12 protein-coding genes and 1 pseudogene (1 of these 13 only partly in view) are annotated in these 13,221 nt (G+C 70.4%); 9 read left to right on the top strand and 4 right to left on the bottom strand.

All coding sequences use genetic code 11. The features are described 5' to 3' along the window. The first annotated feature begins 581 nt into the window (after positions 1-581). The 3 genes from WMF27_RS11165 to WMF27_RS11175 all read left to right on the top strand — a co-directional run bounded on the left by WMF27_RS11165 (position 582) and on the right by WMF27_RS11175 (position 4,350). Complete coding sequence (locus WMF27_RS11165) at positions 582-2,237, top strand: DUF1592 domain-containing protein (RefSeq protein ID WP_437944134.1); 1,656 nt, start codon at positions 582-584, stop codon at positions 2,235-2,237. Between the two features lie 38 nt (positions 2,238-2,275). Continuing rightward, entirely contained in the window at positions 2,276-3,658 is a 1,383-nt protein-coding gene (locus tag WMF27_RS11170; protein WP_437944135.1) for a DUF1552 domain-containing protein, read from the top strand. A 314-nt stretch (positions 3,659-3,972) separates the two neighbouring features. Beyond that, complete coding sequence (locus tag WMF27_RS11175) at positions 3,973-4,350, top strand: hypothetical protein (protein ID WP_437944136.1); 378 nt, start codon at positions 3,973-3,975, stop codon at positions 4,348-4,350. 53 nt (positions 4,351-4,403) lie between these two features. Here WMF27_RS11175 and WMF27_RS11180 read toward each other — a convergent pair whose 3' ends face one another. Then, a complete protein-coding gene (locus WMF27_RS11180; protein WP_437944137.1) occupies positions 4,404-5,009 on the bottom strand; it encodes an ATP-dependent Clp protease proteolytic subunit in 606 nt (201 codons plus the stop codon). Between the two features lie 123 nt (positions 5,010-5,132). On the opposite strand from WMF27_RS11180, the gene WMF27_RS11185 reads away from it, so the two are divergent. Then, a complete protein-coding gene (locus WMF27_RS11185; protein WP_437944138.1) occupies positions 5,133-6,047 on the top strand; it encodes a helix-turn-helix domain-containing protein in 915 nt (304 codons plus the stop codon). A gap of 273 nt (positions 6,048-6,320) precedes the next feature. Beyond that, positions 6,321-6,722: a YciI family protein gene (locus WMF27_RS11190; RefSeq protein ID WP_437944139.1), complete on the top strand. Its 402-nt coding sequence runs from the start codon at positions 6,321-6,323 to the stop codon at positions 6,720-6,722. 42 nt (positions 6,723-6,764) lie between these two features. On the opposite strand, the gene WMF27_RS11195 is transcribed toward WMF27_RS11190, so the two are convergent. After that, entirely contained in the window at positions 6,765-7,304 is a 540-nt protein-coding gene (locus tag WMF27_RS11195) for a peroxiredoxin-like family protein (RefSeq protein WP_437944140.1), read from the bottom strand. A 39-nt stretch (positions 7,305-7,343) separates the two neighbouring features. Here WMF27_RS11195 and WMF27_RS11200 point away from each other — a divergent pair, with 39 nt between their 5' ends. Both WMF27_RS11200 and WMF27_RS11205 read left to right on the top strand, forming a co-directional pair. Continuing rightward, the gene (locus WMF27_RS11200) at positions 7,344-8,330 is read left to right on the top strand and encodes a LysR family transcriptional regulator (RefSeq protein WP_437944141.1); all 987 of its coding nucleotides are present in this window, start codon (positions 7,344-7,346) and stop codon (positions 8,328-8,330) included. Between the two features lie 399 nt (positions 8,331-8,729). After that, on the top strand, positions 8,730-9,365 hold the full coding sequence (locus WMF27_RS11205) for an HD domain-containing protein (protein WP_437944142.1): 636 nt from the start codon (positions 8,730-8,732) through the stop codon (positions 9,363-9,365). A gap of 35 nt (positions 9,366-9,400) precedes the next feature. Here the strand turns inward: WMF27_RS11205 and WMF27_RS11210 are convergent, their stop codons facing one another. After that, complete coding sequence (locus tag WMF27_RS11210) at positions 9,401-9,925, bottom strand: hypothetical protein (RefSeq protein WP_437944143.1); 525 nt, start codon at positions 9,923-9,925, stop codon at positions 9,401-9,403. 200 nt (positions 9,926-10,125) lie between these two features. Between WMF27_RS11210 and WMF27_RS11215 the strand changes: the two genes are divergently transcribed. Together WMF27_RS11215 and WMF27_RS11220 are read left to right on the top strand one after the other, a co-directional pair. Then, on the top strand, positions 10,126-11,604 hold the full coding sequence (locus tag WMF27_RS11215) for an FAD-dependent monooxygenase (RefSeq protein ID WP_437944527.1): 1,479 nt from the start codon (positions 10,126-10,128) through the stop codon (positions 11,602-11,604). Between the two features lie 56 nt (positions 11,605-11,660). Continuing rightward, positions 11,661-11,786: pseudogene (locus WMF27_RS11220) on the top strand (cytochrome P450); the annotation flags it as partial. Positions 11,787-11,961: 175 nt separating this feature from the next. Here the strand turns inward: WMF27_RS11220 and WMF27_RS11225 are convergent. Beyond that, positions 11,962-13,221, bottom strand: partial view of a sigma 54-interacting transcriptional regulator gene (locus tag WMF27_RS11225; RefSeq protein WP_437944144.1) — the 3' portion only. 21 nt of this gene lie beyond the right edge of the window; the window shows 1,260 of its 1,281 coding nt (coding positions 22-1,281); the start codon falls outside the window, past its right edge; its stop codon occupies positions 11,962-11,964.

Here is a 13,221-nt window from a genome sequence, read left to right on the forward strand (position 1 = left end):
GGCGCGCGTGAGCTGGTCGCGGATCACCCCGCGACCGAGCGGCCGCTGAGCCGCCGCCACGGAACGTCCGAGATCACCGTTTCCAGAACTCGACGGGTATGTGGGATGAGGTGCAGGCTTTCCGTCACCACTCCGAGGCGTCCCTTCGATTTTTTTGTGGCGCATCCCGGAAGAGCCGCAGGAGTGCAACTTTGTGACCTGGCGAGCCTCGGGAGCCCGAGTGTACTGTTCCTGTATTTATACCATTGCCTGATATTAAAGACGTCTAACTAACTGAACCGGTTAATTCTATTCAATCTAACATATGGTGGCTTCTATTTCGTTGTTTATGTATTTGTATTGCTGGACTGGTGTCCCAATTTGGTTGATCAACTGAACCGGTTCATTTAAGCTCTTGTTTGCAGCGGTCGCGCGGCAAACCGCAGCCATCCCGACGTCGCCTCCGCCCGCACGTCGTGATGGACAGCGCGGGCTTGCGCTTTGCGTCAATGTCTTATGCCGCACAAGGAGTCCATATGAGCTTGGAGATAACCCGACCGAGACAGAGACCATGGGCCGAGATCGCGAGCCTATGCGGTGCCATGCTGCTTCCTGGGTGTGAGGGACGCATCGGTGGCTGGGACCTCGGCCAGGAGTCCCATGTCCGGCCGCTCCCGAACGACCCCACAGCGATCGCCGAGGCCTGCGAGACGAACGACGGTGTTCTTCACGTGGGCGTGACCAGGCTTCGCCGCCTCACGCGCGACCAGCTGAACAACGCCGTTCGCGATCTGGTCGGCGTCGAGGGGCGCCCCGCCGATGCGCTCGCGCCGGACGAGCGCATGGGGCCGTTTCACAGCAACGCCATCGCTCCGGTCACGGAGCTCCTCGTCCAGCAGGCGGCGGAGCTCGCGGCGCGGGTGGCCTCGGAGGCCGAGGGGCGCATGGACCAGATCGCGCCGTGCAGCCTCCCGGACGACGAGGGGACCACGTGCGCGACCGAGCTCGTCGAGCGGCTCGGGCAGCGCGCGTACCGCCGCCCGCTGGAAGCGAACGAGATCCAGGGGCTCGTTTCGCTGTACGAGCTCGGCCGGCACTCGGGCGGGGCGTCGCGCGGCTTTCGCCTGGTGCTCGAGGGGATGCTGCAGTCGCCGTCGTTCCTGTACCACGCCGATGTCGGCGAGTCCGGCGTCCCCTCCGCGACCCCCGAGCCGATGGATGGCTATGGCCTCGCCTCGCGGCTCTCGTTCTTCTTGTGGAACTCGATCCCCGACACCGAGCTCGTCGATCTCGCCGCCGACAGCAGCCTGATCGAGCGCGACGTGCTCGCCGGTCAGGTCGGCCGCATGCTGCAGGACCCGAGGGCGGGCGCCACGATCGCGCTGTTCCACAGCCAGTGGCTCGGGCTCTCGGAGCTGCCCAAGGCGCAGAAGGATCACGCGTTGTTCCCGGCGTTCGACGAGGAGATGGCGAACGCCATGCTGAACGAGACCGCCCGCTTCACGGATCACGTCGTGCGGCAGGGCGACGGCCTGCTCAGCACGCTGCTCACCGCGGACTACACGTTCCCGGAGGGCCCGCTGTTCGACGTGTACGATGTCGAGCCGCCGGACGGGTTCACGCCGGGAGACCAGGTGTCGCTCGATCCGAGCCGCCGCGCCGGGATCCTGACGCAGGCGGCGTTCCTCGCGCGCTGGTCTCACCATGACCAGACCTCCCCCATCCACCGCGGCATCGTCGTCCGTGAGAATCTCATGTGCCAGCCGCTCAGCCCGCCGCCGGCGAACGTCGCCAACGTCCCCCCGCCGGTGGACGACGTGACCTCCACCCGCGAGCGCTTCGCCCAGCACGTGGCGGACCCCGGCTGCGCGGGCTGCCACCGGTTCATCGATCCGATCGGCCTCGGCTTCGAGCATTACGACGCCATCGGCAACTACCGCGCCACGGACGGCCTCGGCGAGGTGAACGCGGCGGGCGAGATCACGGGCGCGCGCGAGGACCTCGCGGGTCCGTACTACGGCGGCGTGGAGCTCGCGAAGAAGCTCGCGGGGAGCTCGGAGGTGGCCGAATGCGTCGCGAACCAGTGGTTCCGCTTCGCCCTCGGCCGGATCGAGAGCCTGGACGACGCTTGCTCGATCCAGACCCTCCACGACGCATTCAAGGCGTCGGGCGGGAACATTCGGACCCTGTTGTCTCAGGTGGCGCTGAGCGACGCCTTCCGCCACGTGCGGCTCACCGCCAGCGAGGAGCGACAGTGATGAATCGTCGAACGCAACTCGGAACGTCACGCCGCAGCATGCTTCAGGCCCTCGGCCTCGGCGCCGGGGCGGCGGCGATGGGATCGCTGCTTCCGCTGATGAACGCCTCCGGGCAGGAGAAGGTGCGCCCCAAGCGTCTCCTGCTCATCTTCCAGCCCGACGGCGCGCCGGCGCGGGACTGGAACAGCGTGATCGACTGGAGGCCGCAGGGTTCGGAGAGCAGCTTCTCGCTGCACGCCATTCACGCGCCGCTCGAACCGTGGAAGTCGAAGCTTGTGATCCCGTGGGGGCTCACGATGACGGCCGGCGGGGCCGGCGAGGCGCACGCCTATGGCATGGCGGGGCTCTGGACGGCATCGACGCTGAACGCTCCGTCCTCCGGAGCGAACTTCGACGGCGGCAACGGCAACCGCACGGGCTGGGGGAGCGGCGCGTCCATCGACCAGATCATCGCCGGCGCCCACGGCAGCGGCATGCCGTACGAGCGCGCTCCGGACGACCCCATGCAGGAGACGCCGTACCGCACCGTCGAGCTCGGTGTCCAGTGCCTGAATCCGAACAGCCTGAACCGGATGATCTACGCGGGTGAGAACTCTCCGATTCACCCCGAGACGAAGCCGAGGGCCGCGTTCAATCGGCTGTTCGCCGGGGTGACGTCGAGCGGCGAGGCGCCCGCGATCGATCAGGGGGCGGAGCAGGAGCGGACGGAGCGCAGGGCGATCGTCGACCTGCTCAAGAACGATCTCACAAGGATCCGCAGGCGGGTGGGCAAGGAGGACTACCACAAGCTCGACGCGCACCTCGAGGGGCTGCTGGCCATGGAGCGCAGGCTGAACCAGTCGGCGGGGCCTGCCGACCCGGCGCTGAGCTGCAAGGTCCCGGAGGCGCCGGCGGAGACCGGCGGCCGCGGCTCGGACTATCCGGCGGAGATCAGGAGCATGATGGACATCGCGGTGGCCGCGTTCTCCTGCGACGTCACGCGCGTCATGAGCCTCCAGCTCAGCTACGCCTTCAGCCATATCCTGCACTCGTGGCTCGGACACACCAGCGATCACCACACCATGTCCCACGACGGGCGGGATCGACGCCAGGAGCTCCAGCAGATCGACGCCTGGTACTCCGAGCAGATCGCGTACCTGCTCGGGAGGCTCGACTCCGTGAGCGAGGGCGACGGCACGCTGCTCGACAACACGCTCGTCGTGGTGGGCAGGGAGCTCGGCAGCACGGCGCACCGGATGGAGCGTGTTCCTTTCGTGATGGCGGGAGGCGCCCGCGGGGCATTGAAGACAGGGCGTTACCTCGATCACGACGGCGAGGACCACGCCAGGCTCCTGGTCTCGATCGCCCAGCTCATGGGCCTCGAGACGAGCAGCATCGGGAACCGCAAGCGCGATTCAGGCCCCCTCTCCGGCCTCGTGTGATCCGCCGGACGCCGACGCCCACCGAGCGCCGCTGCTGGCTCGCCTCGGCGGAGCTGGGATGGATCGACGAGTACGAGCTCGTGGGCTGGAAAGACGGACGTTTCCTGACATCCACAAAAGCGCTTGGACTTCCTGCCCGCCCAGGTTGCGCCGGGGCACACGCCGTCGAGCGCCTTCCGTTCCCGCGGGGGGAGCCTCATGACAGGCGAGTCGCCGCGCGATGCGCCCGCGTCGCCGGCGACCACGAGCACGCGCGCGATGGAGGCAGCATGAAAACGAACCGGACTCGTCTGGGGATATCTGCGCTCTTTGCCATGGCTTCATTCGGGCTCGCGATCGCGGGCTTCACCGACACCATGGAACACACGGAGGACGAGAGAGAGGTGGACTGGAGGGCCTGTCAGCAGCTGCATGCCCGCGCCTCCGGCCAGGTGGAGCGTGTCCGGGCCGCTTACCAGGCATGCCGTACCGACAACGATTGCGCCATCGTCGATACGAGCACCGACTGCGGCGGCACCTGTGGTGAGGTGGTCAACCGGGCGGGCGTCCAGCAGATGAGGCGCCTCATCGTCCACCTCGACGCGACCGTATGTCGCGAGCATCGGAGGATGGGTTGCCCCTACGGCACGCCTGCGTGCCTCGCGTCCAGGCCCGTCTGCGCCGGCGGTGCGTGCACGCTCGCCCCTCTGTAGGCGACGTCGCGCGCCCCGGCGTCACCGCGCCGGCGCGGGCCGCCGCGGCGCGCTCAGACCTCCAGCGCGCTCTCGACGATGCGATGAACGAGGCCGTACTCCTTGGCCTCGCGCGCCGTCATCCACAGGTTGCGCTCGGTCTCCTGCGCGATCTTCGCGGGCGCCTGCCCCGTCGCCTCCGCGAAGATGCGGTTGAGCCGCTCGCGCGCGGCCATGATCTGGGCCGCCTCGATCTCGATGTCCGACGCGGGGCCGCGCACGCCGCCGAGCGGCTGGTGCAGGAGGAAGCGCGTGTTCGGGAGCGCGAACCGGTTCTCCCGCCGCGCGGCGACGAAGATCAGCGCGCCCGCGCTGGCGACCCAGCCGGTGCCGATCACCTTGACCTCGGGCCGGATGAAGCGAATCACGTCGTGGATCGTGTCCCCCGACTCCACGTGCCCGCCCGGCGAGTGGATCAGGATCCGGATCGGCCTTTCGCCATCATCGCTCGCGAGGGCGAGGAGCTGCGCGGTGGTCACCTGCGCCAGCTCGCTGGTGATCTCCCCGAAGATCAGGACGGTCCGGCTCCTCAGCAGGCTGCTCTGGACCCTCTCGGACAGCGCGCGGGGGTGCGGCTCTTCGTTCGGCGTGGAATCCGGCGTGGAATCGAGGCGTGTCATGGCCCCGAGCTTCCGGCGGCCCTCGCCCGCGCGCCATGACCGCGAGGCGCGGAGTCATGCTCGCGCGTCTCGATCCGCGAGCGAGCGCTGGACGAGCGGCCTCGGCGCGGGCAACCATGGGGCATGGCGGACAAGATGGAGCGGCTGCTTCCCCGCGGCGTGGTGGTCTCCCGGCACCACGGCCATCCCGGCGCGCCCTGGCGCGCGGGCGCGGGCGATCCGCCGAGCCTCCACGTCGTCGTGCAGGGCGCCTTTCGCCTCTCGCAGGACGGCGTGTGCGCCCTGGAGCTCGACGCCGGCGACGTCGTGCTCCTCGGGTTCGGCCCGCGCGGCGCGGGGCCCCGCGAGCAGAGCCTCCGCTGCGTCGCGCCGCCGCCCGGGCGCGCTCCCGCCGAGCCGGAGCTGATCTCGGCGACCTACGACGCCGCGCCCGGCGAGGCGCTCGCCTCGCTCGCGCCCGTGGTCCACCTGCCTGCCGGCGAGGTGCGGCGCGCGCCGGGGCTCTCTGCGGTCGTGGGCCTGCTGCGCGCCGCGCTCGCGGAGGCTTCCCCGGGGCAGGCGCAGCTGGCGCGCTCGCTCCTCGAGCCGCTGCTCGCCTACGCGCTGCACTGCCACGAGCATGCGCGCGAAGGGCGCGCGTCGCGCGCGCTCGACCGGCGCGGCGCGCGCGCCTTCGACCGTCGCGTCGCGCGCGTGCTGCGGCTCATGCAGGAGAAGCCGGCCGAGCGCTGGAGCGTCGAGGCGCTCGCGAAGGCGGCGGGCCTCTCCCGGGCCGCGCTGGCGCGGCGGTTTCTCGCCGAGCTGGGGGTCCCGCCGCTCCGCTACCTCGCCGAGCTGCGCATGCAGCGGGCGGCCGAGCTGCTCGCCGAGGGCGACGGCTCGCTGGCCGCCGTGGCGGCCGAGGTCGGGTACGACTCGGAGTTCGCGTTCAGCCGCGCGTTCAAGCGGCACACGGGCGAGGCGCCGGGCGCGTTCCGCCGGCGCAGCCGCTCCGAGGGGGCCGCGTTCGGCCTGCCGCCGGTCCGCGCGGCGGCGTGAGCGCTCCGCCTGGGCGGAGCGGGAGCCCGCAGCTGGCCGGCTCGCCGCTCGAGGTGCGCCGTGGAGCGACACGATGAGCACGCTACGGAGCCTTCGGCGTGGAGGGCTGTTCTCATGTGGGGGCAGGCCTTCCTCTTCCCCATACGTCGTCTACCGGCCGCCAAGAAATTCTTCGAGTATCGTCCTCCGCGATGTCGAGAACGCCGCCTGGGCTCCGACTGCTCTGTGAACGCGCGCCCGACGCGGGGCGCGCGCGCTGAAAGGGAGCTGACGATGAAATACCTCCTGATGATGCACGTGCCGACCCGAGAGCCCTACAAGTTGATGAGCTGGCCGCCGAAGGACCTGCAGGCGCACCTCGCGTTCCTGACCCGCTTCAACCAGGAGCTCCGCGAGTCGGGCGAGCTCGTGGGGATCGAAGCGCTGACCGCGCCCGACCAGGCCAGGCTCGTGCGCGCCGGCGAGGACGGCAAGCCCGTCACCGACGGCGTGTTCCCCGAGGCCAAGGAGTTCCTCGCCGGCTTCTGGGTGGTGGACGTCGTGAGCCCCGAGCGCGCCTACGAGCTCGCCGCGCGGGCGTCCGCCGCGCCCGGGCTCGGCGGCGAGCCGCTCAACATGGCCATCGAGGTGCGGCAGGTGATGAGCGGGAGCGAGCTCCCCAAAGAGCTCCTGTGAGCTCACCCTCGCTCGGCGCGCTGAACGGGCGGTTCCGCAACTTCAGCGCGCGAGGGCGATCACCTGCTCGAGCTCCCAGTGATCGGCGGCGTGCGCTCCGTAGTGCACGTCGAGGAGCGCGCCGTCGGGGCCGACGAGGAAGTCGGCGGGCAGCCCATCCTTGCCCCCTTCCCCGTGGAACGGGTTGGACCGCGCGCTCACCAAGCCGCGGATCGCCGACCACGCGACCTTCGGATGCGCCGCCGCCAGCGCGGAGCGCTCGACGCCAAATTGCCGGTACCAGCGGCGCTCCGGATCGGGGACGACGGGGAACGGCAGATCGGCGTGGTAGGGCCGCATCGTCTCCGCGGAGGAGTGAAAGAAGGCGACGGTCTGCACCGCCGCCGCCGCGAGCTGCTCGCGCCCCCGGGCGAACGAGCGGAGATGGAGGTTACACACCGGGCAGCCGGCGAAGCGGCGGAACTGGAGGTGGAGGAGGCCCCCCGACGGGATCCGGAGCGGCCCGTGGCACAGCGTCTCGAGGGTCAACGGGGCGAGGTGGTCTCCGGGGCGCAGGCGATGAGAGCGAACGTTTTCGGCCATGGACTCGACTCTAGCGGGCCGGCGTCATGGTGCTCATCGATGATTTTCATCTTGGTCATGGTAGTACTCGATAGGATGTTCGACGGGCTCGACCCAAGCCATCTGCACGCGCTGCACGTTCTCCTGGAGGAGCGTCACGTGACCCGGGCCGCTCAGCGCATGGGCCTCACGCAGTCGTCGATGAGCCACCGGCTCCGGCGGCTGCGCGAGGCGCTTTCCGACCCGCTGCTGGTGCGCGGCGACGAAGGGCTGGTGCCCACGCCGCGCGCCGAGGCGATCGCCGGGCCGCTCGCGGCGGCGCTGCGGGCGCTGCACGCCGCGGTCGCGCCGCCGTCGTGCTTCGACCCGGCCACGAGCCGCCACACGTTGGCGCTGGCGATGCCGGACCTGCTCATCCCGCTCGTGCCGGGGCTGCTCGCCGATCTCGCCGCCGACGCACCCGGCGTCGACCTACGGATCTCCAGCGTCACACCCGATCTAGGGCGGGCGCTCGCGGCGGGTGATCCGCCGCTCGCGCTCGCCCCGGCGGGGTTCGTCGACGACAGCGCCATCGCCCGCCCGCTCGGCGATCTGCGCTTCGGCGTGGCGGCCCGGCGCGGACACCCGGCGCTCGACCGCCCGCTCACGGTCGCGCGCTGGCTGGCGCACGCCCACGTGGTCGTGCGGATCGGCAACGAGCGCCCGAATGTCATCAGCGACGAGCTCGCGGGGCGTGGGCTGGTCCGCCGGGTGAGCGTCGAGGTGCCGTCGTTCCTCGCCGGCCTGATCATCGTCGCCAGCTCGGATCTCCTGATGAACGCGCCGATGCCCCTCGTGCACGCGGTGGCCGGGGTCCTGGGGCTGGTCGTCCGCGAGGCGCCGATCGCCCTGCCGCCGGTCCCCTTCGCGCTGCTGTGGCACGAGCGCTTCCAGGCCGATCCCGCGCACCGCTGGGCACGCGAGCGGGTCGCCGCGGCGATGCGTCGTCGCCTCGCGCTCGACGACGCGGCGGGGCGCGCCGCTCCCCGGTCGCGCCGCGCTCGGTGATCACGCGCGACGCGGCGGCCCTCTCGAGCACGCGCCGATCCTCGTGGACACGCTGCCGTAGCACCCCCGCTCAGGGCGAGGGATTGTTTTACTTTTCCTCCTCTGTATTCCCATTCTTCCCGGCAAGGCACAGGCGGACCTGGCGAACAGCACATCGGGTGTGTAGTTGACCGAAGCTGGCGGATCCTTCTGATGGTGGTCACGCCTGGTCGCATGCAGGTTCTTCGGCAAGAAGGGCGGCCGAATGCCGCGGAGCTGAATCGCCGATCCTGACTCGCCGACGGGTAGAATCTAGCCGGCCTGAAGAACATCAGCCCGAGGGGCCCAGGTCCTGTGCCTGGCCGGGCGCGAGGCCGACGATTCCCTCCGGGCTCGGCGCCGCACGAAGGAGAGAGGACCGTGAAGAACGAGATCGCTGGCATCCGCATCCCTGACAGCCACCTGGCCGCGGAAGCGACCGAGCTCGCGCGGGAAATGTCGGCGCCCTTCCTCTTCAACCACGTCATGCGCACGTACATCTTCGGCGCGTTGCTCGCGAAGCGGCGCGGGCTCGAGCTCGACCTCGAGCTGTTCTACCTCGGGGCGGCGCTCCATGACCTCGGCCTGGCCGAGAGGTTCCGGGGCTCGGAGCGGTACGAGGTCGAAGGCGCAAACGCGGCGAGCGAGTTCCTGAAGCAGCACGGCGCGCCCGAGGAGGCGATCGGCGTCGTGTGGGACGCAATCGCGCTGCACACCGTGAGGGGGGTCCCGCTCTACAAGCGGCCCGAGGTGGCGCTGCTCCACGTCGGAACTGTCATGGACATCACTGGCAAGGACTTGAAGGAGCTCTCTGCGGACGAGGTGGACGAGGTGCTCCAGGCGTACCCGCGTCTCGATTTCAAGCACGCATTCCCACAGGCGATCGCCGACATGCTCGCCAGCAAGCCTGAGACTGCCTTCTACAACTTCACGGCCGATATCGCCGAGCGCCTGATCCCGGGCTTCCATGCCCCCAATTTCTACGACGTTATCCTGGCGGCGCCGTTCAAGGAGTGATCGGACCCAGCGCGTTGAGATCTGTAGCCAGCCAATCACAGCGAGGCTCGCCGCGGGACAGGGCCGCTGCCGGTGCTCGGGCAGGCTGTGATCACCGACGAGGATCCCGGCCTGCGGTTCGACGCCTCTTGCGTCGCCGCCCTGCGCGCGCTGCGATGGCGCCGCGCTCGCCCGGGCTCGACGCGCGCGGCGCCATCCGGCGCAAGAGTGAGCCGATCGAGCGGCTGCTCAGCCTCCTCGGGGCGAGCGGCCCGGATCACGGGGACCTCGGGCAGGTGAGCCGACCGGGCGCGCCGGGGACGGCGGCGCGCCGGTCTCCGCCGGGCGGCGTCTGCTGGCGCAAGGGCATGGCTTCGCAAGAGCTTCTCCCTGGGCTCGATGAACGAGCGCAGGTCGTAGATCGTCGGTGGTTCTCCGCAGGTCTTGATGATCACGCCCTCCGCGAGGAAGAGCGCGCGCAACGCGTCGAGGTCCGGTCGGACTCCACCCTTGTTTCCAGAGGCCTGAAAGAACGCGTGCACGACGGCGTCGATGGCGCGCTCGTCCTCGCTGCGGGTCATGGCAGGCCGGCCTCCATCCGGGGGTCTTCAGAGATCACCTACGAACGTCGGACGATCGCAAAATTCGGCGCGCCGCCGCGTGCCGCGCGTGCTGCGAGGAAACGAGCGCGCCTCCCGTCCATCCTCCAGCCCCAGCGTATACCAGATATGGGGGCTTGCCGGAAGCCCCCGGGCATGCCGCACCATGCTGCACCATGAAGATGCCGAAGCACGCCGTGGTGATCGCGGGTGGAGGTCCGACGGGACTCATGTTGGCGGCCGAGCTAGCGCTGGCGCGAATCGACGTCGCCGTCGTCGAGCGGCGCGAAAACCAGGACCTCGCCGGCTCGCGCGCGGGCGGTCTGCACGCACGCACGATCGAGGTCTTCGATCAGCGTGGCGTCGCGGAGCGCTTTCTCTCACAGGGGCAGGTGATGCAGGTCGCTGGCTTCTCGTTCATCCCTCTCGACATCAGCGACTTCCCCGTTCGCCACAACTACGGGCTCGCGCTCCGCCAAAACCGGATCGAGCGCATCCTGGCCGACTGGGTCTCCGAGCTGCCGGTGAAGTTCTATCGCGGGCGTGACGTGACGGGGTTTGCGCAGGACGACACGGGCGTCGGCGTCGAGCTGTCTGACGGCGCGACGCTACGAGCGAAGTATCTCGTCGGGTGCGACGGCGGTCGCAGCCTGGTCCGCAAGAAGGCGGGCATCGACTTCGCCGGATGGGACGCGTCGACGAGCTACCTGATCGCGGAGGTGGACATGGTGGATGAGCCCGCGTGGGGCGTCCGCCGCGGCGAAAAGGGCGTCAATGCGCTGGGTAAGCTGGAGGACGGAAAGCGTGTTGGCGTCGTGCTCGTGGAGCCGCACGTCGGCAAAGCTGACAAGCCGACGCTCCAGGACCTTCGCGACGCGCTCGTCGCGGTCTACGGCACCGACTTCGGTGTTCGCAACCCGACCTGGCTATCCCGATTCAGCGACATGGCTCGGCAAGCGGCGTCCTACCGAGACCGGCGTGTTCTCCTGGCGGGCGACGCGGCGCACGTGCACGCGCCGGCAGGTGGACAGGGACTCAACATCGGCGTCCAGGACGCCGTGAACCTGGGATGGAAGCTCGCCCAGGTGGTGAGCGGCACATCGCCCGACAGCCTGCTCGATACCTATCACGCCGAGCGGCACCCCATCGCTGCCCGCGTACTGCGCCTGACCATGGCACAAACCGCGCTCGGTCGCGGCGACGATCGAACGGAGGCCCTGCGCGAGACCGTGACCGAGCTGCTCAAGATGGACGAGCCTCGCCAGCGCTACGCCGCAATGATGTCTGGTCTCGACATTCGCTACGACCTCGGTGAAGGACACCCCCTGCTCGGACGTCGCATGCCCGATCTCGACCTGGTCACCGAGAGCGGACCGCTGCGAGTATTCACGCTGCTGCACGAGGCAAGACCGGTCTTGCTCAACCTCGGCGAGCCGGGGGCCTTCGACATCACTCCCTGGGACGCTCGTGTTCGGCTGCTCGAAGCTCGCCCCGCTGGTGTGTGGGAGCTCCCGGTGCTCGGCGCGGTACCTGCGCCGACTGCTGTCTTGATTCGACCCGACGGACACGTCGCGTGGGTCGGAGAAGGGACGGACCACGGCCTTCGCGACGCCCTCACCACCTGGTTCGGACCGCCCACCCAGCGGAGCGCCACGGCGTAGAATGCCCCGGCAGCGAAGCGCACGAATGCGCTCGACGCCGACCGTGAGCGGTATCAAAGCTCCGCGATCTGGTCAGTCAGGCGTTCACGCCGCGCGTGGTGGCGGGGCTCGCGCCGCGGATCGCGGCCGTCACCGACGAGCTGCTCGCCGATGCCGGCGACGCCGAGCGCTTCGACCTGGTCGGGCGCGTGGACCACGAGAGACGGCGGCGGCGGAGGGCGCCCCGTCGGGGCCACACCGGAGCCGCCCTCGGCGGCAAGACAGGCGGAAGCTATGGAAATCGCCACTGTTTCCGGCCGCCGCTCGTCATCGACCGGTGTTTCTGGCGGGATTTCCGACGCACGGAGCCAGGCGCGCTCACTCCCCTTGCTGCGTGCGCTTGCGGAAGCGCAGCAGCTTGCCGCGCGAGACGCCGAGCCGCTCCGCGGCCGACGTCACGTTGCCCCCGGCGGCCGCAAGGGCGGACTCGACGCGCTCCTGCGTGAGCGCGGTCTTCTGGTCGTCCGGCGCCTTCCCCAGCACCTCCTCGACCGCCCACAGCCGCAGCCCGGGCTCGTGATCGAGGCGGCGCACCTCCGCGAGGGCCGCGTCGAGCCCGCGCACGTTGCTCGGCCAGGGATCGAGCAGCAGCCGCTCCATCGCCTCGACCTCCACCGCTTCAACCGGGAGCGCGACGCCCGCGCGCCGCGCGAGCTCGCACGCCACGCTGAAGAGGTCCTCGCGCCGCTCGCGGAGCGCCGGCACGTGGATGCGCGCCATCGCGAGCCGCGCGAACAGGTCGCGCCGGAACGCCCCGCGCTCCACCATCTCCTCGAGGTCCCTGTGGGTCGCGGCGACGACCAGCACGTTCACGTGGACCGGCCGCTGCGCCCCGACCGGCAGCACCTCGCGGTTCTCCAGGAGCCGCAGCAGCTTTGCCTGGAGATCGGGATCGAGCTCGCCGATCTCGTCGAGGAACAGCGTCCCGCCGTCGTGGGCCACGACGATCCCGGGCGCGGCGCTGCGCGCGTCCGAGAACGCCCCCGCCACGTGACCGAACATCTGGGACTCGAACACGCCGCGGGCGACGCCGGCCACGTTCACCGCCGCGAACGGCGCCGCGCGCCCGAGCGCCGCCGCCGTGGCGCGCGCGACGAGCTCCTTGCCCACGCCCGTCTCTCCTTCGATGAGCACGTTGCCGGGGCGGCTCCGCGGCAGGCCCTCGAGGGGCTGCGCCACGGTGCGCAGGCCGTACGGCCCGACGAGCCCGCCCACGGGCGGCGCCGGATCGAGCGGGCCGAGGAGCTCCTCGCGGAAGACGAACAGCACCCGCCCTAGCCTCAGCACCGCCCCGTCATCGAGCGGCGTGAGGTCGCGCGGCGCGAGCCTCGACCCGTTCACCCACGTGCCGTTGCGCGACCCGACGTCCGCGACGCGCAGCGCGCCGCCGGCGCGATCGATCCGCAGGTGCTTGCCTGACACCTCCTCGTCGGCGAGGCCGCGCTCGGCGAGCCAGGCGCGGCCGATGACGGTCCCGGAGTCGGGCAGCGCGAACGCCATGGGCCGCGGGAACGCGCACACCAGCGCTGGCCGCCGCCTCCCGGCCTCGGGCCGCACCGGGCTCCGGTGCTCGACGGT

It is taken from the genome of Sorangium sp. So ce281, from assembly GCF_051527395.1.
In the GTDB taxonomy this organism is placed as follows: domain Bacteria; phylum Myxococcota_A; class Polyangia; order Polyangiales; family Polyangiaceae; genus Sorangium; species Sorangium cellulosum_B.

Bases quoted from the DNA above. Each gene is read 5' to 3' on its own strand.
- WMF27_RS11180 (WP_437944137.1), bottom strand. From the start codon at position 5,009: ATGACACGCCTCGATTCCACGCCGGATTCCACGCCGAACGAAGAGCCG.
- WMF27_RS11215 (WP_437944527.1), top strand. From the start codon at position 10,126: ATGCCGAAGCACGCCGTGGTGATCGCGGGTGGAGGTCCGACGGGACTC.
- WMF27_RS11185 (WP_437944138.1), top strand. From the start codon at position 5,133: ATGGCGGACAAGATGGAGCGGCTGCTTCCCCGCGGCGTGGTGGTCTCC.
- WMF27_RS11195 (WP_437944140.1), bottom strand. From the start codon at position 7,304: ATGGCCGAAAACGTTCGCTCTCATCGCCTGCGCCCCGGAGACCACCTC.
- WMF27_RS11165 (WP_437944134.1), top strand. From the start codon at position 582: ATGCTGCTTCCTGGGTGTGAGGGACGCATCGGTGGCTGGGACCTCGGC.
- WMF27_RS11200 (WP_437944141.1), top strand. From the start codon at position 7,344: ATGATTTTCATCTTGGTCATGGTAGTACTCGATAGGATGTTCGACGGG.
- WMF27_RS11175 (WP_437944136.1), top strand. From the start codon at position 3,973: ATGGCTTCATTCGGGCTCGCGATCGCGGGCTTCACCGACACCATGGAA.
- WMF27_RS11190 (WP_437944139.1), top strand. From the start codon at position 6,321: ATGAAATACCTCCTGATGATGCACGTGCCGACCCGAGAGCCCTACAAG.
- WMF27_RS11210 (WP_437944143.1), bottom strand. From the start codon at position 9,925: ATGACCCGCAGCGAGGACGAGCGCGCCATCGACGCCGTCGTGCACGCG.
- WMF27_RS11170 (WP_437944135.1), top strand. From the start codon at position 2,276: ATGCTTCAGGCCCTCGGCCTCGGCGCCGGGGCGGCGGCGATGGGATCG.